Origin of the sequence: Pseudescherichia sp. (assembly GCF_031987975.1) — a bacterium.
Lineage (GTDB): Bacteria > Pseudomonadota > Gammaproteobacteria > Enterobacterales > Enterobacteriaceae > Pseudescherichia.
Map to the genome: position 1 here is coordinate 37,983 of NZ_DALZYX010000012.1, position 26,886 is coordinate 64,868.

Here is a 26,886-nt window from a genome sequence, read left to right on the forward strand (position 1 = left end):
AAGTTCGCTTTAAGCGACGAAGATAAGGTTATACAGAACAGGAGACGATCATGGCGGATTGGATTACAGGAAAAGTTACGAAGGTTGAATTTTGGACCGACGCGCTCTTTAGCCTCACCGTTCATGCTCCCATCCACCCCTTCAAAGCGGGCCAGTTTGCTAAACTGGGCCTGGAGATTGACGGCGAGCGCGTACAGCGTGCCTACTCCTACGTCAACGCTCCCAGCGATCCTAATCTCGAATTTTATCTGGTCACCGTCCCGGACGGTAAGCTGAGTCCGCGCCTTGCGGCGCTGAAGCCGGGCGATGAGGTACTGATCGTGAGCGAGGCCGCCGGGTTCTTTGTACTGGAGGAGATCCCCGAGTGTGAAACGCTGTGGATGCTGGCAACCGGGACGGCCATCGGACCCTATCTCTCTATTTTGCAGGAGGGTAAGGATTTGGAGCGCTTCAAAAACCTGGTGTTGGTCCACGCCGCACGCTATGCCGAGGATCTCAGCTATCTGCCGTTGATGCTGGAGCTGCAAAAACGCTACGAGGGTAAACTGCACATCCAGACGGTAGTGAGCCGCGAGACGGTAGCTGGCTCGTTGCACGGTCGCGTACCGGCATTGATTGAGAGTGGTGAGCTGGAGCGAGCCGTCGGGCTAACAATGCGGGCGGAAGATAGCCATGTGATGCTGTGCGGGAATCCGCAGATGGTACGCGATACTCAGCAGCTGCTGAAAGAGACCCGGCAGATGGCCAAACACCTGCGCCGTCGTCCGGGCCATATGACCGCTGAGCACTATTGGTAATTAACGGGCCTGGTAACTAACGGAACTTCACGTCCAGCGTCGTTTTACCAAACTTGTTTTCGCCCGGCGTGCCGAGAAACGCGCCGAGGTCGACCAGCAGCATGACCAGGATCAGCGTCGGGATAAAACGCCCCACCGCCCACGTCCAGACGCCGCCTAACACATCCCAGCGCCCGGCCAGCAGCATCCACGCGAGTATCAGCAGTAAGGCCCAGTAGCCCGACTTACCGCGATCGTGAAGCCGTTTTACTACCACGCAGGTCGTTGGCCAGAGCAGGCTCACCAGCGCAAAGGCTGCCAGCTGCAGATCCACCAGCCCGCTTCCCGCCAGCGAAAAGAGTGCCACCATCGACAGCGCCCAGAGCGCTATCCAGATCCAGAAGTCACGGCGTCCAATACGCCCTTTAAATGAGAATAACCACTGCTGTATGGTCATGTAAGGTTCCTTATAATCGTAGTGCTGCGTAGTTTACCTTAGTCGGGTCAGCTTTTGACAAGCCAGACGGTTATCGTTTTAATCGGGATAGCTAAACAGAGGGAGAGATCATGAAAAGATGGAGTGTATTACTGGCCTGGCTGACGTTTTGCCTGCCCGCGCTGGCGGTAGAGGTTCCCCTTGCTGCCACGGCCCCCTATCTGCTGGCGGGCGCGCCAACCTTCGATCAATCCATTAGCCAGTTCCGCGAGAAGTTTAACGCTAATAACCCCACGCTGGCGCTCAACGAGTTTCGCGCCATTGAGTCACGTAACGACCGCGCTAACCTGACGCGGGCCGCCAGCAAGATCAATGAGTCGCTTTATGCCTCAACGGCCCTGGAGCGCGGCACGCTGAAGATCAAGTCGATGCAGATCACCTGGCTACCCGTTCAGGGACCGGAGCAGAAGGCGGCGAAAGCCAAAGCGCAGGAGTATATGGCCGCGGTGTTACGCGCCTTTTCACCCCAGCTGACCAAAGCCAACAGCCTACAAAAGGTGCAGAAGCTGCTGAATAAAGGTAAAGGCAAAGCCTGGTATGCCGAGACAGAGGGCGCGCTACGCTATGTTGCGGCAGATAACGGTGAAAAAGGGCTGACCTTCGCTGTTGAACCGATTAAGCTGACGCTATCTGATAGTGCTGAAGGTAACAATAAATGATAAAAAGCAAAGCCTTTGCGGGGATGAATCTCTATACTGTTTGACAACCATGCTGCCTGCAAACGGCAGCCATATTCCTTGATTCGCTGATAAAGCGTGGAGAATAAAAATGCGACATCCTTTAGTGATGGGTAACTGGAAACTGAACGGCAGCCGCCAGATGGTAAACGAACTGGTAGCTAACCTGCGTAAAGAGCTGGCTGGCGTCACCGGCTGCGGCGTAGCGATCGCGCCGCCGGCGATGTATCTGGATCTGGCGAAACAGGCCGCAGCGGGCAGCCATATTATCCTCGGCGCGCAGAACGTTGATGTGAACCTCTCCGGTGCGTTTACCGGTGAAACGTCCGCTGAGATGCTGAAAGACGTTGGCGCGCAGTACATCATTATTGGTCACTCTGAGCGTCGCACCTACCATGCAGAGTCTGACGAGCTGATCGCGAAAAAATTCGCCGTGCTGAAAGAGCAGGGTCTGATCCCGGTTCTGTGCATCGGTGAAACCGAAGAAGAAAACGAAGCGGGTAAAACTGAAGAAGTGTGCGCACGTCAGATCGACGCGGTGCTGAAAACCCAGGGCGCAGCAGCGTTCGAAGGCGTAGTGATCGCTTACGAGCCGGTATGGGCTATCGGTACCGGCAAGTCAGCCACCCCGGCGCAGGCCCAGGCGGTGCACAAATTTATCCGTGACCACATTGCAAAAGCTGACGCAAAAGTGGCTGAGCAGGTCATCATTCAGTATGGTGGCTCGGTTAACGCCTCGAACGCGGCTGAACTGTTCACCCAGCCAGACATCGACGGCGCGCTGGTTGGCGGTGCCTCTCTGAAAGCTGATGCGTTCGCCGTGATTGTGAAGGCAGCGGAATCGGCTAAGCAGGCATAATCGCATTATACCTGCCTGTAGGCCCGGTAAGCGCTAGCGCCACCGGGCTTTTTTATAGCCGGCCCAGCACCTGATACCACAGATAGTCCAGCGGCAGCAGCACCAGATACGTTGCCACCGCCAGCGCCAGACAGAGCAGGATCCCCGCCCGCGCAGGCACTTTCCCTAACGCCATCGCCACCACGATGGGCGAAGCCTGGTACGGCAACAGCGGTGTCGAGTACCCCAGCACCTGAATCATAATTACCGACAGCAGCGGGAACCCGGTAGCATCAGAGAAGCTCTGGGCCAGGCTGGTATAGAGCGCCGGAACACCGTTGGCGGTCATAATAAAGTTAAGTGCGGTGGTAATGCCGGTCAGGGCCAGGAAACTGGTGAATGGGTTTTGTGGATCGAGCGGCATTATATGCAGCAGCGCGTCGCCTACAGCGCGGCCAATACCGGTTTGCGTTACCGTGATCGCCAGGCCTAAAATCCCCGCCACGTAGATGCAGGTCCGGATGTTCACCCCTTTGGAGAACTCCTCTCCGTTAATAAAGCCAATACGTGGCAGCAGCGTGACGCAGGCCGCCGCCAGCCCAGTCCATGCCGGGCCAACTCCATGCCAGCTCTCTGTCACCCACAGGATAAGCACAACCGCCAGCATCCAGGCGAGCCGCTTCTCATCCCGGCTCATCGGCGTGGCGGGTTCGAGGTCGCGCGCCGCGTGGGGTTTGCCAGGAAAGAGCCAGCAGATGAGCGCAATCAGGATCAGCCCCTTCAGAATGCCCAGCACCGGGGTATGCAGCAGCAGATAGGGCACATAGTTAAGATGGATACCAAAAGCCCCTTCGGCTGCGCCGCTCATTACCAGATTCGGCACGTTAGCGGGCAGAATGGTGGCAGAGAGCTGGAAGGTACCAAAGCCCACCGCCAGCGCCAGGCCGAACCATGCCCGCGACCCCTCGTGGATCCCGGCGCGTGCCGCCATCGCCGCAACGATGGGCATCAGCAGGGCGATACGCCCCATGTTCGACGGCATAACAAAGGCCAGGGCATAGCTTAGCAACACGACGCTGCCTACCATCAACAGCCACGAATCCGTTAACCTCGCCGAGAGCGCTCTTGCCGCCCGGTCCGCCAGCCCGGTTTTACGGATCGCCACGCCCAGTACGAAGCCGCTAAAGACCAGCCAGAACGCCGACGAGGCAAAGCCGCCAAAGATAACGTCCGCCGGTGCGATTTTGGCCACCATGGCGGCGGCAAAGAAGAGTAGCGCGGTAATAAACTCCGGCAGCAGTGAGGCAGCCCACAGCACGATGGTGATACCGATAATCAGCGAGGGAAGGAACAGAGGGTGCGTTAACCAGAGTGACATACCTGTCTCCTGTCATTTTTTCACCGAGTCTACGGCGGCAGGCAGGTTCAGTAAACGCCATTAATGGTGGGGTAAAAAAACGGCCCCGCGGGGCCGTTAGTCTTAACGTTTGCTGATTTGGTCGAAGGTGCCACCGTTAGAGAAGTGGTCTTTCTGAGCTTTTGTCCAGCCGCCAAACTCATCATCGATAGTGAACAGCTTAAGTTTCGGGAACTCGCTGTCATATTTCTTTGCCACGTCCGGGTTACGCGGGCGATAGAAGTTTTTCGCCGCAATCTCCTGCCCTTCCGGCGAGTAGAGATACTTCAGATAGGCTTCGGCTACGGATTTGGTCTCTTTTTTATCAACCACTTTGTCAACCACGGAGACGGTCGGCTCGGCGAGAATAGATTCGCTCGGGGTGACAATTTCAAACTTGTCTTTGCCCAGCTCGTTAGTCGCCAGCAGCGCCTCGTTCTCCCAGGCGATCAGCACGTCACCGATGCCGCGCTCAACGAAGGTATTGGTCGCACCGCGTGCGCCGGAGTCCAGCACTTCCACGTTCTTGAACAGCGATTTCACGAAGTCCTGCGCTTTAGCCTGGTCATTGTTGTTGTGGTGCAGAGCGTAGCCCCACGCCGCCAGGTAGTTCCAGCGCGCACCGCCGGAGCTTTTCGGGTTCGGCGTGATCACTGAGACGCCCGGCTTAATCAGATCGTTCCAGTCGTGGATCTGTTTCGGGTTGCCTTTACGTACCAGGAAAACGATGGTGGAGGTATAGGGCGCGGAGTTGTCCGGCAGGCGTTTGATCCAGTTTTTATCGATGCGTCCACGCTCGGCAATGGCGTCAACGTCATAGGCCAGCGCCAGGGTTACTACATCGGCTTCGATACCGTTGATGACGGAGGTAGCCTGTTTGCCTGAGCCGCCGTGCGACTGGCGAATAGTCACGTTATCACCGGTTTCCTGCTTCCAGTGCGCGCTGAATGCCTTATTGTACTGTTCGTACAGCTCACGCGTTGGATCGTAAGAGACGTTTAAAAGCTGAATGTCCTTTGCCAGAACGCTGCCGGAAGCCAGCAGCAAAGTTAACCCTACACCCCATTTGTTCATCGCTCACTCTCTTATGTTGAGTTGTGTTGTGATGGACTCAGCGTGCCAGAAAGCGAATCAATGATTAAAGAATAAAAAAAGATTGGCTATAACGAAGGGGAATAAAGCGAGCGACCCTCCCCGGCTGGGGAGGGCGCATTTTGAATCAGTAAAGCTTCTTAGCGCAGTCCAGCCAGTCGCCTTTGAACGGACGCTTCATATTTTCGATAGCATCGATGATGTCGTGGTGCACCATCTTCTCGTTCTGAATACCGACGCAGCGGCCACCGTGGCCCTGCAGCAGCAGCTCAATAGCGTAGGCACCCATACGGGAGGCCAGAATACGGTCATAAGGAACCGGAGAGCCGCCGCGCTGGATGTGACCGAGAACGGTGGCGCGGGTTTCGCGCTTGGTCTCGGACTCGATATACTTGGCCAGCTCGTCGATATCGCAGATGTGCTCGGTAATCGCCACGATGGCATGCTTTTTACCTTTGGCGATCCCGGCCTTGATCTCGCTCACCAGATCTTCACGGTTAAACTCCACTTCCGGCAGGACGATAAACTCACAGCCACCGGCAATAGCCGCCGCCAGGGTCAGATCGCCACAGTAACGGCCCATCACTTCAACGATGGAGATACGCTGGTGGGAAGAAGAGGTATCGCGCAGACGGTCAATCGCTTCAACGACGGTATGCAGCGCGGTGAAGTAACCGATGGTGTAGTCGGTACCGGCAACATCGTTATCGATGGTGCCCGGCAGGCCGATGCACGGGAAGCCCATCTCGGTCAGGCGTTTTGCCCCCATATAGGATCCGTCGCCGCCGATAACCACCAGCGCGTCGATGCCGCGTTTTTTCATGTTTTCGATAGCCACGGCACGGATATGCTCTTCACGGAACTCCGGGAAGCGAGCAGAACCAAGGAACGTGCCGCCACGGTTGATCATGTCGGAGACGCTGTAGCGGTCAAGCTGCACCATACGGTCTTCATACAGGCCCAGATAGCCGTCGTAAATGCCGCAGACTTCCAGGCCTTCAGTCAATGCAGCCCGGACTACGCCACGAATTGCAGCGTTCATGCCAGGCGCATCACCGCCACTTGTCAACACACCGATTTTCTTAATCATGACTACCTCTGAACTTAGGAATGCAAAATAAATTCTTGCCCGAAGCGACGCCCTGGGGAGTGAATAGCTATGCTGCGCATAGTATATCAATCTCTCGTGGCTGAATTGATTCAGGTCAGACCAAATGGCGGTAATTTATACACAAAATGCTGGTCTGGCTCACTTTTTTACACCTTGTAACTGGGTCTCTATGTTGGAGACTCATCCCTGGGGCACCACGGAACAAGGGTCCTGGTGGATTATCACATCGGAACCCGGGAAACGACGCAAAATCGCCTCTTCAACCTGCTCGGCCACCAGGTGGGCCTGAACAAGCGGGAGATTGTCATCCATTTCCAAATGAATCTGAATAAAGCGGGTCGGCCCTGACTGCCGCGTGCGAAGATCGTGTGCCCCACTGACGCCAGGCCAACGGGTAATGATAGCGATAATTTCCTGCCGCTCCTCATCGGGCAGGGCGCGATCCAGCAGTGACTGAACCGCTTCATATCCCATACGCAATGCGCTATAGAGGATATAAGCGCCGATACCCAGCGCAAAGAGCGCATCCGCCCGATGCCAGCCATACCACGACAGGCCCAGCGCAATGAGAATAGCGCTATTCATCATAACATCAGACTGATAATGAAGCATATCGGCGCGCACGGCCTGGCTTTGCGTTTTTCGCACCACCCAGCGCTGAAAGGTGACGAGGATCACAGTACATACCAGCGCTACCAGAGTTACGATGATGCCGATCTGCGGCGCATTCATCGGCTCCGGACGAGCAAGGTGCTGAATACCGGTTAAAAAGAGGAACAGCGCCGAACCGGAGATAAACATGCTCTGCGCCAGCGCCGCCAACGACTCGGCCTTACCGTGCCCGAAGGTGTGCTCATCATCTGCTGGCTGTAGCGAATAGCGCACCACCAGCAGATTAGTCAGCGAGGCGGCGATATCCACCAGCGAATCCACCAGCGCCGCCAGTACGCTCACCGATCCGGTGTACCACCACGCAAAAATTTTGATCACCAGCAGCAACGAGGCCATTACCGTCGCGGCAATAGCTGCCCGGCTCACTAGCTGCCCATACATTTGATTCATACGCACTCCTGCCCGGACACAGCGGGTAGTATAACGTATGGGTCTGCGGCTCTGATCGCATATCAGCAAGCATCGATAGAAAGTCGACGCAAAACAGCAGTAACATCAGCGCTGCTCATTGCACCCGTCGCTGTGGATACCGTTAACTCTTCCAGTTCGTCACCTTCATCATGGATATCAATGCCATTACGCTTTAGGAAAGCCATCGCCACGAAAAAAGCCGTACGCTTATTACCGTCATTGAAGATATGGCCTCGCGCAATAGCGATAAGGTACATTGCAGCGAGTTCGTAAATATCCTCAACGCCTTCATAGTAAAGCTGATTCTGAACGCGATAAATAATCGCCTCTGCCTTTCCCGGCTCTGGCATTCCCTGAATACCCGGTAGGACTGCAAGCAGGCGATCGTGAAATGCTATCACCTCTTGAGCACTGATCCATTTCATCTGTCCGCCAGCGCCTTAATAGTGTGTCCGTGCCGCCCCATAATGTCGGCAAATTCGGCATCCAGCTTTGCCTCTTGCCACGAATTGAAATCATCGCGACTGATAAGCACAGCGGCAGAACCATCGCGGCGGGTTATTTCTACTGGCTCGCCAGCCGTAGCAGCGTCCATGACCTCAGACATATTTTGCCGTGCCTGAGATGTTGTATAAGTTCGCATATCGCCTCCTTTAATGTACGTCTAAAACGTACAACAGAAGCGTACAACACGCAATATTGTCATCAAGGCGGCCGCTTCTGATGCCTGTATCGAAGTATGATTTAAAAAGGATTGTCTTAACGCAAGGCAAAAAAAACCCCCTCATCATGAGGGGGAAGACAGGGATGGTGTCTATGGCAAGGAAAACAGGGTTATTACTGGTTACTACTTACTACCGGTACTGCTACTAGATAGCGTTAGCGGAGAACCTTGCTGCAGTTTTGCAACGTCGCGCAGCTGGTCGATCCGCTGTTGGTGTTTCTCATGTAAAACCGCCTGTTGCTCTGGCGTTAGCAGGTGATACATCTGGTTACGGACCCGGGCCATTTCGACCTGGCGAGCAACCTGCTCCTGCGCCATTTTTTCTGCCTGAGCACGCACGGCGTTTTCATCAAAATTTTCTGCGGTCACGAGGTCGTGCATCGCCTCGATTTCGCTAACATTAACAGGGGGCAGCTTATGCCTCGCCTGCTGCATCAAATCACGCAATTGCTGGCGCTGATGCTCGGTTAAACTGATGCCGTCAAACATATGGCTCTGGGTGCTGCGCGGCGCAAGCTCTTCAGATGCGTGCCAGTTATCGCCTGTTACGACTTCAGCTGCGTGGCCAACAGCACTTAACGCCAGCGTTGAGGCCATGACGGCAGCGGTAACAATGCGCATCACTTGCTCCCAAAATTGTTTGTGTCGCCAATCAACTGAACTCAGTCTACGATTCAGGCTGCAAACTAGCGTCAGGGGGTGTAAAACAACGTAAAGTCATGGATTAGCGAGCCTTGATGACGTAATTTCTGCCTCGGAGGTATTTAAACAATGAATAAAATTCTGTTAGTTGACGATGACCGAGAGCTTACTTCCCTTTTAAAGGAGCTGCTCGACATGGAAGGCTTCAATGTGCAGGTTGCCCATGACGGGGAGCAGGCGCTAGACCTCCTGGACGACAGCATCGATCTACTTTTGCTCGACGTTATGATGCCAAAGAAGAATGGTATCGACACCCTTAAAGAGCTACGCCAGACACACCAGACCCCCGTCATTATGCTGACGGCGCGCGGTAGCGAGCTGGATCGCGTTCTCGGCCTTGAGCTGGGCGCGGACGACTATCTGCCTAAACCGTTCAACGATCGCGAGCTGGTGGCCCGAATCCGCGCGATCCTGCGCCGTTCGCACTGGAGCGAACAGCAACAGAACAGCGATAACGGCTCACCGACCCTGGAAGTAGACGCCCTGAGCCTGAACCCAGGCCGTCAGGAGGCCAGCTTTGAGGGCCAGTCACTGGAATTGACCGGCACCGAGTTCACCCTGCTCTATCTGCTGGCACAGCATCTGGGCCAGGTGGTCTCAAGGGAACACCTAAGCCAGGAAGTGTTGGGTAAACGCCTGACGCCGTTCGATCGCGCAATCGATATGCATATCTCTAACCTGCGCCGTAAGCTGCCGGAGCGTAAAGATGGCCATCCGTGGTTTAAAACGCTGCGCGGACGCGGCTATCTGATGGTTGCGGCTTCATGATAGGAAGTTTAACGGCTCGCATCTTTGCTATTTTCTGGCTGACGCTGGCACTGGTGCTGATGCTGGTATTAATGGTGCCCAAGCTGGACTCCCGGCAAATGACGGAGCTGCTGGATAGCGAGCAGCGCCAGGGCATTATGATTGAGCAGCACGTTGAGGCGGAGCTGGCCCTCGATCCACCGAACGATTTGATGTGGTGGCGGCGGCTGTTTCGCGCGATTGATAAATGGGCACCGCCGGGGCAGCGCCTGCTATTGGTGACCAGCGAAGGACGGGTGATCGGCGCTGAACGCAGCGAAATGCAGATCATTCGTAACTTTATTGGTCAGGCGGATAACTCCGATCATCCGCAGAAGAAGAAGTATGGACGGGTAGAGCTGGTAGGGCCGTTTTCCATCCGCGACGGGGAAGATAACTACCAGCTCTACCTCATCCGTCCGGCAAGCAGTTCCCAGTCCGATTTTATCAACCTGCTGTTTGACCGGCCGCTGCTGCTGCTGATCGTCACCATGTTGATCAGCTCGCCGCTGCTGCTCTGGCTGGCATGGAGCCTGGCAAAACCGGCGCGTAAGCTGAAAAATGCGGCGGATGAGGTCGCTCAGGGTAACCTGCGTCAGCATCCTGAGCTAGAGGCGGGGCCGCAGGAGTTTCTTGCCGCCGGGGCCAGCTTTAACCAGATGGTCACCGCGCTTGAGCGAATGATGACTACCCAGCAGCGCCTGCTTTCGGATATCTCCCACGAGCTGCGCACTCCGCTTACGCGTTTACAGCTAGGGACTGCCCTGCTTCGCCGCCGCAGCGGTGAGAGTAAAGAGCTGGCCCGCATTGAGACCGAAGCGCAGCGCCTCGACAGCATGATTAACGATCTGCTGGTGATGTCGCGTAACCAGCAGAAAAATGCCCTGGTGAGCGAGACCGTTAAGGCTAATCATCTGTGGAACGACGTGCTGGATAACGCCGCCTTTGAAGCCGAGCAGATGGGCAAATCACTGACCGTCAACTTCCCACCGGGACCGTGGCCGCTGTACGGTAACCCGAGCGCGATGGAGAGTGCGCTGGAGAATATTGTGCGTAACGCCCTGCGCTACTCACATACGAAGATTGAGGTCAGTTTTGCGGTGGATAAAGAGGGGGTAACGGTTAACGTTGATGACGATGGTCCGGGCGTCAGCGCGGAAGATCGTGAGCAGATTTTCCGGCCGTTTTACCGTACCGACGAGGCACGCGATCGTGAATCCGGCGGTACCGGCCTGGGGCTGGCGATTGTCGAGACGGCCATTCAGCAGCATCGCGGCTGGGTAAAGGCCGACGACAGCCCGCTGGGCGGCTTGCGCTTAACGATCTGGCTACCGCTGCATAAGCGTTCGTAATATTCAGGCCGGGCAACCCCGGCCTGCTACTTTCGGCCCCACAGTCTGGGCGCAAAACTTTCAATCTTGCCGTTAAGGCGTCGTTTCTGCATGGTTCTGGCCCAGCTTACCGAGAGGCCGGCGGTAGAGAGCAGGCGGTGGTACTGCTCGTCGTCAAAAGGCAGATGCCAGGCAATGGCGGCAGCATCATAGACGCTCACCTCGCTACAGCGGGAAACCAGCTCAAGAGGCGTATCGCCGGAGACGCTGCCGGGAGCAATCACCCGGTAGAGCCAGCCCGTGCGGCCGCTCTCCTGCATCAAGGAGGAGAGGTCGTGGATGGCAAAATGGTAGTTAACTTTGAAGCAGGGCGAGCGCGGCTGGGTGACCTGAATCAGCGCTTCACCCCAGCGGAAGATATCCCCGATGTAGACGTTCTGCTCGGTCAGCCCCTCGGTAGAGAGGTTCTCGCCAAAGGCCGGGGCGACAAAGAGATCCGCCTGTTCAGGAAACGCGTTTGCCCAGTGGCGATAGTGCTCACGCGGATAGTGGCACAGTGCGCGATCCGGCCCGCCGTGGATCTTCTTCTCCGCCTGTTGGTCGCCCGCAAGCCCCAGCTCGGTTAGCGTCAGTTCGCCGTTAACCTGCACCTTGGCGATGGCGCTTGGCCGACTGCCTTCGTAATCCCTTACTTTGCCTGTAAAAACGTTAACCTGATGGTGCATCGCAGCGCCTTACCCCCGATACAAAAAAAGCGAGTCATCAGACTCGCTTTTCACCGGAAGCAATGCAACCTTATTTTTTAGCAGCGAAACGGGCAGCAGCTTCGTCCCAGTTTACCACTTCCCAGAACGCCTTGATGTAATCCGGGCGTTTGTTCTGGTATTTCAGGTAGTAAGCGTGCTCCCACACGTCCAGACCCAGGATCGGGAAGCCGGATGCGCCAGAAACAGCTTCACCCATCAGCGGGCTATCCTGGTTAGCGGTAGAGACAACGGCCAGTTTGTCGCCTTTCAGTACCAGCCATGCCCAGCCGGAGCCGAAGCGGGTTGCCGCTGCTTTCTCGAACTCTTCTTTGAATTTCTCAACGGAGCCGAAGTCACGCTCGATAGCGGATTTCAGTTCGCCCTGCAGGGTAGTGCCGGTTTTCAGGCCTTTCCAGAACAGGCTGTGGTTGGCGTGGCCGCCTGCGTTGTTGCGCAGTACGGTTTTCTTATCAGCCGGAACCTGATCCAGTTTGGCGATCAGCTCTTCTACCGGCAGGTTAGCCAGCTCCGGCAGGCTTTCCAGCGCGGCGTTGGCGTTGTTAACGTAGGTCTGGTGATGTTTAGTGTGATGGATTTCCATCGTCTGCTTATCGAAGTGTGGTTCCAGTGCATCATAAGCGTACGGCAGTGATGGCAGTGTGTAACTCATAATCATCTCCATTAATTGTCGGGCGGCGATTGTTAATGCCGCGTAAGCAGTTGGTTCATTATAGTTAATTAAGTAGTATTGAAAATGTTTATCAATGCCGTAGTTTTTATATGGTTATAACCTTTTGTTATGTAGCCGTGAGTGCCCTGCTGCGGTGTCGCCATTGACTCGGCGCTACGCCGGTTTCACGGGTAAAAACCACGGAAAAATAGTTGCTGTCTTCAAAACCACAGCGTGTCGCAATTTCACCGATCATTAGCTCGCTATGCTGGAGCAGATACTGGGCATGGCAGATGCGCAGCTGGCGCAGATAGTTGTTGATTGTCATGCCGGTCTGGGTACGAAACTGCTGACGTAGTGTACGCTCACTGCACTGATTTTGCTCGCAAAATTGCTCAAGAAAAAATGCACGACTGAGGCTGCTGGCCAGGGCGGTGATGAGCTTATCCAGCAACGCTTCGCTGCTGGTCGCTGAGAGATTATCGGTAGCGTAGCGATGACGTTTCAGGGTTAATACAAGCTGGGCAAACAGGGTTTCTGCCAGCGGATCGGAGAGCGAATCGGTTTTAGCGCTCTCGTGCTCCAGTTGGCTAATCACCTGCCGCGCCTGAGCCATGCCGCTGCTGCCAATGCGCCAGTAGGGTATCGGCTCCCTGCCGTCCAGGCCTGGAATATGCGCGGCCCAGTCAAGGTTAAGCGTCAGCCGTTCCGGGCAGTAGATAATATTTTGCAGCACCAGATCGTTTACCGAAGCATAGGCGTGACGGTCCTCGGCGCGGATATAGAAGAGATCGCCCCGGGTAATGCGATATGGACGATCGTTAAGAATATGCAGACCGTTGCCGCGCCAGACCAGCACCAGCTCGTTAAACTCGTGGGAATGCTCAGCAAAGACGTTTTGCGGATAGCGATCGGCTACCGCTACCGCCTGCCCAGGCCTGGCAAAAAAATCATCTCTCCGCAGAATTAACTGGCCTGCCACAGCGTCACCTCAACAGCCTTCAACCTTCTATATTTAGCTGTTTTCTGGCAAAAAAACGGTGATTACCTTCTCGTTTACGGCTATTGCAGCGGCGTATCCCGCCCCTGGCGGATCTCTCGCGGTGACCAGCTAAACTCCCGGCGGAAAAGCGTCGAAAAGTGATTGCTGTCGCCGAAACCGCAGCGAAACGCAATGTCAGTAACGCTCTCATCGCTGTGGCGCAGCAGGTGACGAGCCTTAATCAGGCGCAGGCGGTTAAGATAGCGCTGCGGTGTCATCCCCGTGTGCTGCTTCAGCTGACGGTGCAGCGTACGCAGCGAGAGAGAGAAACGGTCGGCAAGAGACTCCCAGCAGATCTCATCTGCAAAGTGATCCTCCAGCCACGCCATCATCTGATTCAGGCGGGCATCGTTGTTAGCGGCACCCTCTTCAAGGCTGCTCTTACGCAGCAGCACCAGCAGCTGCATAAACAGGATCTCCCGGCTGGCAAGGGCGGCAGTTCCCTCCTCCGAGCTGTTCTGCTCCATCTGGCTGACAATCTGCCGCACCTGCTGAAGTGCCCCTTGGTTAACCCGCCAGTGGGAGGGGTAGTGGCCGTCCTGCTCCTGAGGCAGCAGCTGGTTCAGGCCCGCCAGGAACTGGAAAGCGTCTGGCGAGCGGTAGAGCACATTAGTCAGGCAGAGATTATCCGTGTGCTCGTAGAGATGGCGGTCATGATCGCGGATAAAGCAGACGCTGCCCCCGCTAATGGAGTAAGGCTGGCCGTTAAAGACGTGAATGCCCGTACCATGCTCAACGATAACAATCTCATGAAAATCATGATGATGTTCAGGAAACGCCGACTGGGGAAGGCGCGGCTCAATCGCCACAGGCGTTTTACCTGACGGAAAAAAATCCACGCTGTGTAATACGGTCATGATGGCTTCCTGAACTGGAGAACATGTCGAAAATAGTAATGAAGGGCTGGCAATCTCACCTTGAATTTTTGACGCCAAAGCGCGCAAACCCGGTCGCTTTTTCAAGAAACGGTGGGAAAGATCGGGAAATGCGGTCGGCGTCACATCCGCTGCGAGCGCTGTTATTGCCGGGAATTGTGAACGCTATCACGTTCATCTTTGCTTTCTTGCCAGCGCCCGATTTTGCCTGTCCATAGCAAGAAGGTGCGCCGCTGAAGGGGTTCTTAGACTGTCTGCAATGACTCTCAGAAGGACTCCACTATGACCTTTCGCCATTGTGTCGCGGTCGATCTCGGCGCATCCAGTGGACGCGTAATGCTGGCGCGTTACGACAGTAAACAGCGCACCCTGGCGCTGCGTGAAATCCACCGCTTCGTTAACGGTCTACAAAACGTGGACGGCTTTGCCACGTGGGATATCGACAGTCTGGAAGATGAGATTCTGCTTGGGCTAAACAAGGTCAGCGAGCAGGCTATCCAGATAGACAGCATTGGCATCGATACCTGGGGCGTGGACTATGTGTTAATTGATAAACACGGCCAACGCGTCGGCCTGCCGGTGTCATATCGCGATGGCCGCACCCACGGTGTGATGGCCAGCGCCCAGGCGCAGCTCGGCAGAGAGGCCATCTACCAACGCAGCGGCATTCAGTTTTTGCCTTTCAACACCCTCTATCAGCTGCGCGCCTTCGTTGATCAACAGCCAGCGCAGGCGGCGCAGGTGGCGCATGCCCTGCTGATCCCCGACTACTTTAGCTTCCGCCTGACGGGCAAGATGAACTGGGAGTACACCAACGCCACTACCACCCAACTGGTCAACATTGATAGCGATGACTGGGATGACGTCCTGCTGGCCTGGACCGGCGCTGACAAAGCCTGGTTTGGCCGACCGACCCATCCGGGCAACGTGATCGGCCACTGGCGAAGCGCGCAGGGAAGTGAGATCCCCGTCGTGGCCGTTGCCAGCCATGATACCGCCAGCGCGGTGATCGCCTCGCCGCTGAGCGACGCGGACAGCGCCTATCTCTCCTCCGGCACCTGGTCCCTGATGGGCTTCGAGAGCAAAACTCCCTATACCAACGAGGCGGCGCTGACGGCCAATATCACCAACGAGGGCGGTGCTGAGGGGCGCTACCGGGTGCTGAAAAACATCATGGGCCTGTGGCTGCTACAGCGCGTGCTGAAAGAGCAAAACATAACCGATCTGCCCGCCCTGATTGCCGACACCGAGCAGCTTACGCCGTGCCGGATCCTGATTAACCCCAACGATGAGCGCTTTATCAACCCGGAAAACATGAGCGCCGAGATCCGCGCCGCCTGCCGTGAGTCAGGCCAGCTGGAGCCAGCCAGCCAGGCTGAACTGGCGCGCTGCATCTTCGACAGCCTTGCCCTGCTCTACGCCGACGTGCTTGGCGAGCTGGCAGCGTTGCGCGGCAGGCCGTTCAGCCAGCTGCATATCGTTGGCGGCGGCTGCCAAAACCGCCTTCTTAACCAGCTCTGCGCCGACGCCTGCGGTGTCACCGTGGTGGCTGGCCCGATTGAAGCCTCGACGCTGGGCAATATCGGTATTCAGCTGATGACCCTTGACGAGCTGAACAACGTCGATGCTTTCCGCCAGGTCGTGACGGCCAACTATGACCTGACAACCTTTATTCCACAACCTGACAGTGAAATTGCCCGCCACGCTGCGCAGTTTCAAGCCAAACAACAGAGAAAGGAGCTTTGCGCATGACCACTCCAATTGAACAAGCCTGGGAACTGGCTAAGCAGCGGTTTGCCGCGGTAGGCGTTGACGTTGAGGAGGCGCTGCGCCAGCTCGATCGCCTGCCGGTTTCCATGCACTGCTGGCAGGGCGATGACGTTGCCGGGTTTGAGAACCCACAGGGCGGCCTCACCGGCGGGATCCAGGCCACCGGCAACTACCCGGGCAAAGCGCGCAGCGCACAGGAGCTGCGGGCCGATCTGGAGCAGGCTCTGAGCCTGATCCCTGGGCCAAAGCGCCTGAACCTGCATGCCATCTACCTGGAGTCGGAGACGGCGGTGGAGCGTAACGCCATCAAGCCCGAGCACTTTAAAAACTGGGTGGAGTGGGCAAGAGCGCAGAAGCTGGGCCTGGACTTTAACCCCTCCTGCTTCTCGCATCCGCTGAGCGCCGATGGGTTCACCCTCTCCCACGCCAACGACGAGATCCGCCAGTTCTGGATCGACCACGTTAAAGCCTGCCGTCGCGTCTCGGCGTATTTTGGCGAGCAGCTGGGCACGCCGTCGGTGATGAACATCTGGGTCCCGGACGGCATGAAGGACGTCACCGTTGACCGCCTCGCGCCGCGCCAGCGCCTGCTCGCCGCGCTGGATGAAGCCCTGAGCGAAAAGCTGAGCCATGATCATCACATCGATGCCGTAGAGAGCAAGCTGTTCGGCATCGGTGCGGAGAGCTACACCGTCGGCTCGAACGAGTTTTATATGGGCTACGCCACCAGCCGCCAGACCGCCCTCTGCCTGGATGCGGGCCACTTCCATCCGACGGAGGTGATCTCCGACAAGATCTCCGCCGCCATGCTCTATATCCCGCGCCTGCTACTGCACGTCAGCCGTCCGGTGCGCTGGGACAGCGACCATGTGGTGCTGCTGGATGATGAAACCCAGGCCATCGCCAGCGAAATCGTCCGCCACAATCTCTTTGACCGGGTACACATTGGACTCGATTTCTTTGATGCGTCGATCAACCGTATCGCCGCGTGGGTGATTGGCACCCGCAACATGAAGAAAGCCCTGCTGCGCGCCCTGCTGGAGCCGACGGCTCAACTACGCGCGCTGGAAGCCGAGGGCGACTACACCGCCCGTCTGGCGCTGCTGGAGGAGCAAAAATCGCTGCCGTGGCAGGCGGTATGGGAGATGTATTGCCAGCGCCACGATACCCCGGCGGGGAGCCAGTGGCTGGACAGCGTGCGTGCGTATGAGAAAGACGTTCTGGCCAATCGCAAGTAAAAAACATTTTAAGGAATAGAGAGACTATGCAGACCATCACTAATTCATGGTTCGTCCAGGGGATGATCAAAGCCACCTCCGACGCCTGGCTGAAGGGCTGGGACGAGCGCAACGGCGGCAACCTGACCCTACGCCTGGACGATGCGGATATCGCCCCGTTTGAAGCCGAGTTCCACGCTAGCCCGCGCTATATCGCCCTGAGCCAGCCGATGCCGCTGCTGGCCAATACGCCGTTTATCGTCACCGGATCCGGTAAGTTTTTCCGTAACGTGCAGCTCGACCCCGTTGCTAACTTAGGCATTGTTAAAGTGGATAGCGATGGTGCGGGCTACCACATTCTCTGGGGGCTGCCACATGAAGCGGTTCCAACCTCCGAGCTGCCGGCACACTTTCTCTCCCACTGCGAGCGCATCAAGGCCACCGATGGCAAAGACCGGGTGATTATGCACTGCCACGCCACCAACCTGATTGCCCTCACCTATGTGTTGGAAAACGATACGGATGTGATCACCCGCAAACTGTGGGAAGGCAGTACCGAATGCCTGGTTGTGTTTCCTGACGGCGTTGGCATTCTGCCATGGATGGTCCCCGGCACCGATGAGATCGGCCAGGCCACCGCAGGGCAGATGTCCCGGCACTCGCTGGTGCTGTGGCCGTTCCACGGCGTCTTCGGTAGTGGTCCGACGCTGGACGAAGCCTTTGGCCTCATCGACACCGCCGAGAAGTCTGCCGAGGTGCTGGTAAAAGTCTACTCGATGGGCGGCATGAAGCAGACCATCACCCAGGAGGAGTTGATTGCCCTCGGGAAACGCTTTGGCGTGACCCCGATGGCCAGCGCACTCGAGCTTTATAAATAAGAACATCGCGCCCCGCTCATGGAGACGGGGCGAAGCCACACCTGCAAGCCCTACAAACTAACTCAATATCAGTGGAGTAAAAGCAATGAAAATAAAGACAAGCTTGATCCTCACCGTTGCCGCCCTGGCGTTGTCCGGTTCCGCTTTAGCAGAAGTTAAAATTGCCCTGGTCGCAAAATCCCTCGGCAATGGTTTTTTTGAGGCAGCGAACGTCGGTGCCCAGGAGGCGGCCAAAGAGTTAGGGGATGTTAAAGTCATTTATACCGGCCCGACCACCACCACGGCAGAGGCGCAGATCGAAGTGCTGAACGGGTTGATTGCTCAGGGCGTAGATGCGATCGCCATCTCGGCGAACGATCCGGACGCCGTGGTGCCGGTGCTGAAAAAAGCGATGCAGCGCGGGATCAAAGTCGTCTCGTGGGACTCCGGCGTGGCAAAAGCGGGCCGCCAGATCCATCTTAACCCGTCCAACAATGCCCTGATTGGTGAAACCAACGTTAAGCTCGCTGCCGAGGCGCTGAAGGCGTTAAACGTCGAGAAGGGCGACGTGGCGATCCTCAGCGCAACGCCAACCTCGACCAACCAGAACATCTGGATTGAAGAGATGAAAAAGGTGCTGCCGAAATACCCCTCAGTCAACCTGGTAACGGTGGCCTACGGCGATGACCTCTCCGATAAGAGTTACCGCGAGGCGGTTGGCCTGCTGAAGACCTACCCGGACCTGAAGGTGATCGTCTCTCCCTCCTCAGTGGGCATCGTGGCCGCCGCTCAGGCGGTGAAGGATCAGGGCAAGATTGGCAAGGTATATGTAACCGGGCTGGGTCTGCCGTCTGAGATGGCGGGCGCAGTGAAATCCGGTGCAACCAAAAGCTTTGCAATCTGGAACCCCATCGATCTGGGCTACGCCGCGACCTATCTGGCTGACGATCTGGTCAAAGGCACGGCCACCAAAACAGAAGCCAATATGGGCAAGCTCGGCAAGGTGAAGCTGGACGCTGACGGCAGCGGTGCGATGTCTGAACCGTTCGTCTACGATGCCAGCAACATCGATAAGTTTTCCAAGATTTTCTGAGTCGCTATCCGGCTAAACGGCGGGTGGCGCTGGCGCTGACCCGCCCTACGATTACGGAGACTTATCATGACACCACTGCTTCAGCTCAAGGGGATCACTAAGGTGTTCCCCGGCGTGCGCGCCCTTGAAAACGTACAGCTTGACCTCTGGCCCGGCAAAGTCACCGCGCTGATTGGTGAAAATGGAGCTGGCAAATCCACGCTGGTCAAAGTGATGACCGGCATCTATCAGCCTGAAGAGGGCGAAATCCTCTATAAAGCGATCCCTATCCAGCTTCCGACGCCGGAATCCGCCCATCGGGTGGGCATCACGGCGATCCACCAGGAGACCGTGCTGTTTGATGAGCTGTCGGTGACGGAAAACATTTTTGTCGGCCAGTATCTCTATACCGGCTTTTTGAAAAAGCTCGACTGGCCCGCCATGCACCAGAAAGCGCGGGATATCCTCGCCCGTCTCGAAGTACAGATCGATCCCCACGCGACCCTAAAAACCCTGAGCATCGCCCAGCGTCACATGGTCGCTATCGCCCGCGCGCTCTCCTTTGATGCGCAGGTGGTGATCCTCGACGAACCCACCGCCGCGCTCTCCCAGCACGAGATTCTGGAGTTCTACCAGATCGTTGAGCGCCTGAAGCAGGAGGGCAAAGCGATTCTGTTTATCTCCCATAAGTTCGACGAGATTTTTGAGCTGGCGGATCACTACACCATCCTACGCGACGGGGTGTACGTTGGCTCCGGGGCGATGAGCGAAATCAGCGAAGAGCGGATGGTGGCGATGATGGTAGGCCGCGCCATTACCCAGACCTATCCCAGGATCGCCTGCGATCCTGGCGAAACGGTGCTAGAGGTGAAGGATCTTTGCCATCCTACCGAGTTCGCCCACATCAACTTCACCCTGCGCAAGGGGGAAATCCTCGGCTTTTACGGGCTGGTGGGCGCAGGCCGTACCGAACTGATGCAGGCGCTCTCCGGCGTATCGCGTCCCTCCTCCGGCGAGATCGTGCTTAACGGTAAAGCGGTGCAGTTCCACCAGCCTGCGGACGCCATCCGGGCCGGTATCGTCTGCGTACCGGAGGAGCGGCAGAAGCAGGGGGCAATCATCGCCCTGCCCATTGCCCAGAACATTAGCCTGCCGCAGCTCAGCAAGCTTAACCCGAACGGCGTTCTGCATGACGACCGTGAGTGGCGGCTGGCCGACGAGTATGCCAGACGGCTTCAGGTCAAAGCGTTCAGCTGGAAACAGCCGGTGGAGACGCTCTCCGGCGGCAACCAGCAGAAGGTAGTGATCGGTAAATGGCTTGCCACCCATCCTGACGTCATCATCCTCGATGAGCCGACCAAAGGTATCGATATCGGCTCGAAGGCCGCCGTACACCAGTTTATGTCCGAACTGGTGGGCCAGGGGCTGGCGGTGATCATGGTCTCCTCGGAGCTGCCGGAGGTAATGGGCATGGCCGACCGGATCGTGGTGATGCACGAGGGGCGGATGGTCGCTGAATATGCGGCGGGTGAAGCCACGGCGGAGACTATCGTCAGCGCCGCCAGCGGTGCGAAACAGGAGGCTGCATAATGTGGCAACAACTGCTTAAAAACCGTGAAGCGCTGCTGGCCGCGGTGATCGTCCTGATGGTACTGGCTATCGGCAGCCGTGTGCCGTCGTTTATCGCGCCCGGCAACCTGGCGGAAATTTTCAACGATACCGCGATCCTGATTATTCTCGCCCTCGGCCAGATGATGGTGCTGCTGACCAAGGGCATCGACCTGTCGATGGCCGCCAACCTGGCGCTGACCGGGATGATCGTCGCCCTGCTCAACTTCCATCATCCTGATATTCCGGTCTGGGCGCTGCTGATCCTGGCGACCGGCCTTGGATTGGTGATGGGCATGATCAACGGCCTGCTGGTGTGGAAGATGGGGATCCCGGCGATTGTGGTCACCCTCGGCACCATGAGCATCTATCGCGGGATTATCTTTCTGCTCTCCGATGGAGGCTGGATCAACTCCCACCAGATGAGCGGCGACTTCCTTGCCCTGCCGCGCACCAGCGTGCTGGGGCTGCCGCTGCTGAGCTGGTGCGCCATCGCCGCGCTGCTGGTAGTGGGCTACTTCCTGCGCTACAGCCGCACCGGCCGGGCGCTCTATACCGCCGGCGGCAACGCCACGGCAGCCTACTACACCGGCATCAACGCCGGAAAAATGCAGTTCGTCAGCTTCTGCCTCTCGGGGGCGCTGGCCGGTTTCTGCGGCTACCTGTGGATCTCCCGCTTCGCCGTGGCCTATGTCGACGTCGCCAATGGCTTTGAATTACAGGTGGTGGCCGCCTGCGTGATCGGCGGGGTCAGCACCATGGGCGGCACGGGCCGCGTGCTCGGCTGTTTGTTTGGCGCGCTGTTCCTCGGCGTGATCAACAACGCGCTGCCGGTGATCGGTATCTCGCCCTTCTGGCAGATGGCCATCTCCGGCACGGTGATCGTGATAGCGGTGCTGCTTAACGAGCGCGGCAATAAACGTAAAGGTCGGCTGATCCTGCGCGATGCGGCGCTGGCCCGACAGAAACAGGCGGTGAAACCATGAGCAAAATGTTAACCACTGACGGCATGGGCAGCACCCCCACAACGCTGCCGCTGCTGAAACGGCTCCTGTGCTGGGAAGGCTTTTTACTCGCCGTCACGCTGCTGGTGTTTTTAATTAACGCCTTCGCGTCGCCCTACTTTCTTAATATTTGGAACCTCTCCGACGCCACCTTTAACTTCACCGAGAAGGCGATCATCGTTCTGCCAATGGCGATGCTGATCATCGCCCGAGAGATTGACCTGTCGGTGGCCTCCACCATTGCCCTCAGCTCTACCGTGATGGGCTTTTGCGCTCAGGCAGGGGTGGATACGCCGCTGCTGGTGATTGTGGGATTAGGCGTGGGCCTGCTGTGCGGGCTGTTCAACGGCCTGCTGGTGACGCGGTTTAATCTCTCCTCCATTGTTATCACCATCGGCACCATGAGCCTCTATCGCGGCATTACCTACATTCTGCTTGGCGATAAGGCGCTGAACGACTATCCCGAAAGCTTTGCCTGGTTCGGCCAGGGCTACGTCTGGGGGGCGCTGTCATTTGAGTTTGCGCTCTTTATCGTACTGGCGGGCCTCTTCGCGTTCGTGCTGCACCGCACTAACTTTGGCCGCCGCACCTATGCCATCGGCAATAACCCAACCGGGGCCTGGTACTCCGGCATCAACGTTAAGCGCCACAACCTGCTGCTCTTTGCCCTGGTAGGGCTGATGGCCGGGCTGGCCTCGGTGCTGCTCACCTCGCGCCTCGGCAGCACCCGCCCCACCATCGCCACCGGCTGGGAGCTGGCGGTGATCACCATGGCGGTGCTGGGCGGGGTCAACATTCTTGGCGGCTCCGGCAGCATGGTGGGCGTGATTATCGCCGCCTTCCTGATGGGACTGGTGACCTTTGGCCTGAGCCTTCTCAACGTGCCGGGCATCGTGATGTCGATCATTATCGGCGCGATGCTGATTGTGGTCATCTCCCTGCCGATCATCACCCGCCGGATTTTGCAGCGAAGACGAATTTAACAAAATCACAGTACTTAACGGAGATCTATCATGAGCTTTATGTTGGCACTGCCTAAAATCAGCCTGCATGGCGCAGGCGCAATTGGCGATATGGTTAATCTGGTAGCAAACAAGCAGTGGGGCAAGGCGCTGATTGTCACCGACGGCCAGCTGGTTAAGCTGGGCCTGCTCGACAGCCTGTTTGCCGCCCTGGATGCGCACCAGATGCCATACCATCTGTTTGATAGCGTCTTCCCCAATCCCACCGAGGCGCTGGTGCAGGAGGGCTACGCGGCCTATCGCGCAGCGCAGTGTGACTACATCATCGCCTTCGGCGGCGGCAGTCCGATCGATACCGCGAAAGCAGTAAAAATCCTTACTGCCAACCCCGGTCCCTCAACCGCCTACTCCGGCGTCGGTAAAGTGGTTAACGCTGGCGTGCCGCTGGTAGCCATTAATACCACCGCCGGTACGGCGGCAGAGATGACCAGCAACGCGGTAATCATCGACTCGGCGCGCCAGGTGAAAGAGGTGATTATCGACGCAAACATTATTCCGGATATTGCCGTGGACGATGCCAGCGTGATGCTGGCGATCCCGGCATCGGTTACCGCCGCCACCGGCATGGATGCCCTGACCCATGCGATAGAGGCGTTTGTCTCCGTCGGTGCGCATCCGTTAACGGACGCCAACGCGCTGGAGGCGATTCGCCTGATCAACCTCTGGCTGCCGAAGGCGGTCGATGACGGAAAAAATATCGAAGCCCGCGAGCAGATGGCCTTCGGTCAGTATCTGGCGGGGATGGCGTTTAACAGCGCCGGGCTGGGCCTGGTACACGCCCTGGCGCATCAGCCGGGAGCGACGCATAACCTGCCTCATGGCGTCTGCAACGCGATCCTGCTGCCGATTATCGAAAACTTTAACCGCCCACATGCGGTGGCGCGCTTTGCCCGCGTCGCCCAGGCGATGGGGGTCGATACACGCGGCATGAGCGACGAGGCGGCAAGCATGACGGCCATCCAGGCGATTCGTGACCTCAGCGCCCGCGTCGGGATCCCGTCCGGCTTCAGCCAGCTCGGCGTGACCAAAGAGGACATCGAAGGCTGGCTGGATAAGGCTCTGGCCGATCCGTGTGCCCCCTGCAATCCGCGTACCGCCAGCCGCGACGAGGTGCGTGAACTCTATCTGGAGGCGCTATGATCCGTAAGGCCTTTGTGATGCAGGTTAACGCTAACGCCCACGAGGAGTACGAGCGCCGCCATACTCCCATCTGGCCCGAGCTTGAGGCGGTCCTGAAGGACCACGGCGCGCATCACTACGCTATCTACCTCGATAAGGCGCGTAACCTGCTGTTTGCCACCGTGGAGATCGAGTCTGAGGAGCGCTGGAGTGCGGTCGCTAATACCGACGTTTGCCAGCGCTGGTGGAAGCATATGCGCGACGTGATGCCTGCCAATGCCGATAACAGTCCGGTCAGCGCCGAGCTGAAAGAGGTGTTCTATCTGGAGTGATAGGTTGCCAGGTGACGTTAGCCTATGTCGCCTGGCTGATCGGTTGAACATTCGTGAAGTTGTTCGTGCTGTGATCAGCCGTGTGAGCATCAGTAAAGCGGCCAATAAGACGCTGATGTTGAGGTATGACATTTATGATAAGCAAAGCTGCCTTTTCGAGTGGAAAATCAAAGCTGACAAGAGCAGTGGTAAGTGTTGTTGATATTTGATGTATATTGAAGATTATACGTTCTTGCTTATAGCCATTCTCCGGCAATATCAGAACCGCTCAAGAAATTTACTGACACAACCATATTGCTTTAAGAAAAAATAGATGGAGTATTAACCACTTCCTCGAATAAAAACATCAGATTCCGTAAGTAAGTTACGGATATTTGGTAGGTCGACCTTTGGGCTTTTTGAGCTTAACAATAATGATTTTTGGGAAACATTAAGGTTATCAACGCCACCAAATGACAACGCTTCATTTGGTGCCGTTCAAGGGATGATATGTGTGCTAGTTTCTGCCGTATGTTATTACCAGAATCAATATTACCGCGATGATAAAGAATGCAAGGCTTGCAAGTGTAAGATATAGCTCAAGGTAAAACGGCCCGATAAGTCGTTTGGGTAATTCACGGATAAAATCTTTATCATCATTCTTAGTAAAATTTGAACTTTTTTTCCTGAGCAGCGGCTTGAAAATAAACTGCATCTTTATACTGTAAGCAAAGTTCACATAGAAAGTATTCATATTATCAAAAACTTTCACCACCTCTGGTAAATCTCCATATTTCTCCTTATATAGTAAGCATATATCCTTGAACCGTTTGCGATTTAATACAGACATTATAATGCTTGTGATCCCAAGTAAGATCGCAATTATCCATACTATGGCTTCGGTAATCATCAAACTAATCATTGTTTATGACCTCATACAGAGTGTTCATAATTTCGCCTGTTTTTTCACCCGCCCAGCTGAAAGCACCTTCACTTCCATATGAGATTCCACCAGCAATGCCAATCGTACAAAGTAATGCCCCCGCGCCACCAGCCTCAAAAGTAGTAGCACCTAAAACAACAGCGCAGACTGCATCTGCAGCGTTACCTGCCAATATTTTTGTTGCAACCCTTCCACCAATTAAACTTCCGGAAAATTCACCAATTGACGTAAACGAGGTTTTGGCGCAATCCCTACCCACAGTGCAGGCTTCAGTAATTTTTGCTGTGGTATCAAGTGCAGACAAGCCAAGGCCTATTTTCCCGGCGGTTTCCATCAGTTTCACGTATTTCGCCAGCTTTTCAATATGAGTGGCGTAACCTTCAATATCGCTTACGCCCGTTTCATTCCAGCGGTGAGTGATAGAATTACTTGAAAGTCCAAGAGCCTTTTTGAGACTGGTGTATTCGTTGAGCATAAAACGGTGTTTTGTGAACATCCTGAGGACGCTATCAAGTTGACCAAACAAGCGACGGCGCTCAACGAAAAATTGTTCACCGAGCAGAGCGCCGCTGGTGATGTAATGGTTCTTATATGTCTTCTCGATCTGTATCAGAATTTTTTCTATTGTTTCGAAATACCCCTTTGCGGCTTCGGTTGCCTTGCCTGAATATCCGGCTGCATCGTTTACAGTGCTCGCTGCGGCTGCGAACATTTCAATGGTATCTTTATGCTTGTACAGAAAGTTGGCTTGCTGATGTGAGAGTGGCGCTAAAGCGTCATCAATACGTTGTTTCGCCGCTTGCATATGGGCGATCTGTTCACTGTCCTGCATGTCTGGATCGACTACCAGCATAATAGAACCGGCTTTATATTCTTTACCTTCGCCGTTCAGAGAGCGAAATAACTCGCGAGTTCCTGCTGGCGGTTCGCTTTGAAATAGCCATGGCTCATATGCCTTTGTAACTGCGCCATAAGGGAGGATACAAAAGCCAGCATCTACAGGCTCGCGTTTTGACTCTTGCAGTTTTGGTTCTTCTTGCACAGGCTTTTTAGCTGCCTGTGCGTGTTGTTCCGGCTCCTGAACTGGCTCAGACGTGGCTTTCATCGCAACTGGCATAGAGGCTGCTTTTACAGGTGCGTCCTGGTAAGGGCCATGTTTAGCCCAGGTTTGGGAAGGAATAAAAAAAGCCTTACATGGGCAAGTTGAACGACTGTAGAGCGTGCTTGCCCCCAGACAACCATGAATAATTTCTCCCGGATGTCCTCCACTAATGCTATATATGCCTGGATGTTTACCGCATGATACTTTGTTACCTTGTACCGCTTGCGGATTTAGATTACGTCCAAATTTTTGCCCTTTTGGGTGCCCTTCAAGAACACTACCACCGCAAGAAGTTTTGTCACCTTTAATAATCCAGTAACCCAATCTCATAAATCCCTCTACTTTTAGTGAAAATAATTACAGTGGTCATTTTACAAGCAATAACCACATGCACAACAAGCATTAGACTTAAGCCAAATTGTCTTTGGTAACATTGGGTAAACGTATTTCCGCCCTGAATGTTTTATTCGCTGTCGTCGATATTGGAGGTGCTACTGTAGGAGCAATACTTCGACT

At 56.0% G+C, this 26,886-nt stretch carries 28 protein-coding genes; 14 read left to right on the forward strand and 14 right to left on the reverse strand.

Features of this window, described 5'->3' with window-relative positions; all coding sequences use genetic code 11:
* Positions 1–50 precede the first annotated feature (50 nt).
* Positions 51–797, forward strand: a complete 747-nt coding sequence (gene fpr / locus RTN40_RS18605; RefSeq protein WP_312229766.1) for a ferredoxin--NADP(+) reductase — start codon at positions 51–53, stop codon at positions 795–797.
* A gap of 16 nt (positions 798–813) precedes the next feature.
* Here the strand turns inward: fpr and RTN40_RS18610 are convergent, their stop codons facing one another.
* Positions 814–1,233 carry a DUF805 domain-containing protein gene (locus RTN40_RS18610; RefSeq protein WP_312213954.1) on the reverse strand — a complete coding sequence of 140 codons (420 nt, stop codon included), beginning with the start codon at positions 1,231–1,233 and terminating at the stop codon, positions 814–816.
* A 110-nt stretch (positions 1,234–1,343) separates the two neighbouring features.
* Between RTN40_RS18610 and RTN40_RS18615 the strand changes: the two genes are divergently transcribed.
* Both RTN40_RS18615 and tpiA read left to right on the forward strand, forming a co-directional pair.
* Positions 1,344–1,931, forward strand: coding sequence for a DUF1454 family protein (locus RTN40_RS18615; RefSeq protein WP_312229767.1), 588 nt, complete (start codon positions 1,344–1,346; stop codon positions 1,929–1,931).
* Between the two features lie 109 nt (positions 1,932–2,040).
* Positions 2,041–2,808 carry a triose-phosphate isomerase gene (gene tpiA / locus RTN40_RS18620; protein WP_312229768.1) on the forward strand — a complete coding sequence of 256 codons (768 nt, stop codon included), beginning with the start codon at positions 2,041–2,043 and terminating at the stop codon, positions 2,806–2,808.
* 52 nt (positions 2,809–2,860) lie between these two features.
* On the opposite strand, the gene RTN40_RS18625 is transcribed toward tpiA, so the two are convergent.
* From RTN40_RS18625 to cpxP, 7 genes are all read right to left on the reverse strand, one after another.
* Positions 2,861–4,165, reverse strand: coding sequence for an SLC13 family permease (locus tag RTN40_RS18625; protein ID WP_312229769.1), 1,305 nt, complete (start codon positions 4,163–4,165; stop codon positions 2,861–2,863).
* Positions 4,166–4,267: 102 nt separating this feature from the next.
* Entirely contained in the window at positions 4,268–5,257 is a 990-nt protein-coding gene (locus RTN40_RS18630; protein ID WP_312229770.1) for a sulfate ABC transporter substrate-binding protein, read from the reverse strand.
* 145 nt (positions 5,258–5,402) lie between these two features.
* Complete coding sequence (gene pfkA, locus RTN40_RS18635) at positions 5,403–6,365, reverse strand: 6-phosphofructokinase (protein ID WP_103821681.1); 963 nt, start codon at positions 6,363–6,365, stop codon at positions 5,403–5,405.
* A 201-nt stretch (positions 6,366–6,566) separates the two neighbouring features.
* Entirely contained in the window at positions 6,567–7,448 is an 882-nt protein-coding gene (gene fieF, locus RTN40_RS18640) for a CDF family cation-efflux transporter FieF (protein ID WP_312229771.1), read from the reverse strand.
* 62 nt (positions 7,449–7,510) lie between these two features.
* Positions 7,511–7,894 (reverse strand): type II toxin-antitoxin system death-on-curing family toxin, encoded by a 384-nt coding sequence (locus tag RTN40_RS18645; RefSeq protein WP_312229772.1) that lies wholly within the window; start codon positions 7,892–7,894, stop codon positions 7,511–7,513.
* Complete coding sequence (locus RTN40_RS18650; protein ID WP_312229773.1) at positions 7,891–8,112, reverse strand: type II toxin-antitoxin system Phd/YefM family antitoxin; 222 nt, start codon at positions 8,110–8,112, stop codon at positions 7,891–7,893. The genes RTN40_RS18645 and RTN40_RS18650 overlap by 4 nt, the downstream gene beginning before the upstream one ends.
* A gap of 204 nt (positions 8,113–8,316) precedes the next feature.
* Positions 8,317–8,814, reverse strand: coding sequence for a cell-envelope stress modulator CpxP (gene cpxP / locus RTN40_RS18655; protein WP_312229774.1), 498 nt, complete (start codon positions 8,812–8,814; stop codon positions 8,317–8,319).
* Positions 8,815–8,964: 150 nt separating this feature from the next.
* On the opposite strand from cpxP, the gene cpxR reads away from it, so the two are divergent.
* Positions 8,965–9,663, forward strand: a complete 699-nt coding sequence (cpxR, locus tag RTN40_RS18660; RefSeq protein ID WP_312229775.1) for an envelope stress response regulator transcription factor CpxR — start codon at positions 8,965–8,967, stop codon at positions 9,661–9,663.
* Entirely contained in the window at positions 9,660–11,033 is a 1,374-nt protein-coding gene (gene cpxA / locus RTN40_RS18665) for an envelope stress sensor histidine kinase CpxA (RefSeq protein WP_312229776.1), read from the forward strand. Before cpxR ends, cpxA begins: the two co-directional genes overlap by 4 nt.
* A gap of 26 nt (positions 11,034–11,059) precedes the next feature.
* On the opposite strand, the gene yiiM is transcribed toward cpxA, so the two are convergent.
* The 4 genes from yiiM to rhaS (RTN40_RS18685) all read right to left on the reverse strand — a co-directional run bounded on the left by yiiM (position 11,060) and on the right by rhaS (RTN40_RS18685) (position 14,327).
* Positions 11,060–11,737 (reverse strand): 6-hydroxyaminopurine reductase, encoded by a 678-nt coding sequence (yiiM, locus tag RTN40_RS18670; RefSeq protein ID WP_312229777.1) that lies wholly within the window; start codon positions 11,735–11,737, stop codon positions 11,060–11,062.
* A 70-nt stretch (positions 11,738–11,807) separates the two neighbouring features.
* Complete coding sequence (sodA, locus tag RTN40_RS18675; RefSeq protein ID WP_312213973.1) at positions 11,808–12,428, reverse strand: superoxide dismutase [Mn]; 621 nt, start codon at positions 12,426–12,428, stop codon at positions 11,808–11,810.
* A 127-nt stretch (positions 12,429–12,555) separates the two neighbouring features.
* Positions 12,556–13,410, reverse strand: a complete 855-nt coding sequence (gene rhaR, locus RTN40_RS18680; RefSeq protein WP_312229778.1) for an HTH-type transcriptional activator RhaR — start codon at positions 13,408–13,410, stop codon at positions 12,556–12,558.
* Between the two features lie 80 nt (positions 13,411–13,490).
* Positions 13,491–14,327 carry an HTH-type transcriptional activator RhaS gene (gene rhaS, locus RTN40_RS18685; protein ID WP_312229779.1) on the reverse strand — a complete coding sequence of 279 codons (837 nt, stop codon included), beginning with the start codon at positions 14,325–14,327 and terminating at the stop codon, positions 13,491–13,493.
* 300 nt (positions 14,328–14,627) lie between these two features.
* Between rhaS (RTN40_RS18685) and rhaB the strand changes: the two genes are divergently transcribed.
* From rhaB to rhaM, 9 genes are all read left to right on the forward strand, one after another.
* Complete coding sequence (gene rhaB, locus RTN40_RS18690) at positions 14,628–16,097, forward strand: rhamnulokinase (RefSeq protein ID WP_312229780.1); 1,470 nt, start codon at positions 14,628–14,630, stop codon at positions 16,095–16,097.
* A complete protein-coding gene (gene rhaA, locus RTN40_RS18695) occupies positions 16,094–17,353 on the forward strand; it encodes an L-rhamnose isomerase (RefSeq protein WP_312229781.1) in 1,260 nt (419 codons plus the stop codon). Before rhaB ends, rhaA begins: the two co-directional genes overlap by 4 nt.
* 26 nt (positions 17,354–17,379) lie before the next feature.
* On the forward strand, positions 17,380–18,210 hold the full coding sequence (gene rhaD, locus RTN40_RS18700; protein ID WP_312229782.1) for a rhamnulose-1-phosphate aldolase: 831 nt from the start codon (positions 17,380–17,382) through the stop codon (positions 18,208–18,210).
* 85 nt (positions 18,211–18,295) lie between these two features.
* Positions 18,296–19,282, forward strand: a complete 987-nt coding sequence (rhaS, locus tag RTN40_RS18705; RefSeq protein ID WP_154056598.1) for a rhamnose ABC transporter substrate-binding protein — start codon at positions 18,296–18,298, stop codon at positions 19,280–19,282.
* 66 nt (positions 19,283–19,348) lie between these two features.
* Positions 19,349–20,851: a sugar ABC transporter ATP-binding protein gene (locus RTN40_RS18710; RefSeq protein ID WP_312229783.1), complete on the forward strand. Its 1,503-nt coding sequence runs from the start codon at positions 19,349–19,351 to the stop codon at positions 20,849–20,851.
* Positions 20,851–21,855: an ABC transporter permease gene (locus tag RTN40_RS18715; RefSeq protein ID WP_312213989.1), complete on the forward strand. Its 1,005-nt coding sequence runs from the start codon at positions 20,851–20,853 to the stop codon at positions 21,853–21,855. Before RTN40_RS18710 ends, RTN40_RS18715 begins: the two co-directional genes overlap by 1 nt.
* Positions 21,852–22,856: an ABC transporter permease gene (locus tag RTN40_RS18720; RefSeq protein WP_312229784.1), complete on the forward strand. Its 1,005-nt coding sequence runs from the start codon at positions 21,852–21,854 to the stop codon at positions 22,854–22,856. The genes RTN40_RS18715 and RTN40_RS18720 overlap by 4 nt, the downstream gene beginning before the upstream one ends.
* A 30-nt stretch (positions 22,857–22,886) precedes the next feature.
* Positions 22,887–24,035, forward strand: a complete 1,149-nt coding sequence (gene fucO / locus RTN40_RS18725; protein ID WP_312229785.1) for a lactaldehyde reductase — start codon at positions 22,887–22,889, stop codon at positions 24,033–24,035.
* Positions 24,032–24,346, forward strand: a complete 315-nt coding sequence (rhaM, locus tag RTN40_RS18730) for an L-rhamnose mutarotase (RefSeq protein WP_312213995.1) — start codon at positions 24,032–24,034, stop codon at positions 24,344–24,346. Before fucO ends, rhaM begins: the two co-directional genes overlap by 4 nt.
* A 496-nt stretch (positions 24,347–24,842) precedes the next feature.
* Here rhaM and RTN40_RS18735 read toward each other — a convergent pair whose 3' ends face one another.
* Both RTN40_RS18735 and RTN40_RS18740 read right to left on the reverse strand, forming a co-directional pair.
* A complete protein-coding gene (locus RTN40_RS18735) occupies positions 24,843–25,235 on the reverse strand; it encodes a hypothetical protein (RefSeq protein WP_312229786.1) in 393 nt (130 codons plus the stop codon).
* A gap of 4 nt (positions 25,236–25,239) precedes the next feature.
* Entirely contained in the window at positions 25,240–26,700 is a 1,461-nt protein-coding gene (locus RTN40_RS18740) for a PAAR domain-containing protein (RefSeq protein ID WP_312229787.1), read from the reverse strand.
* Between the last annotated feature and the right edge of the window lie 186 nt (positions 26,701–26,886).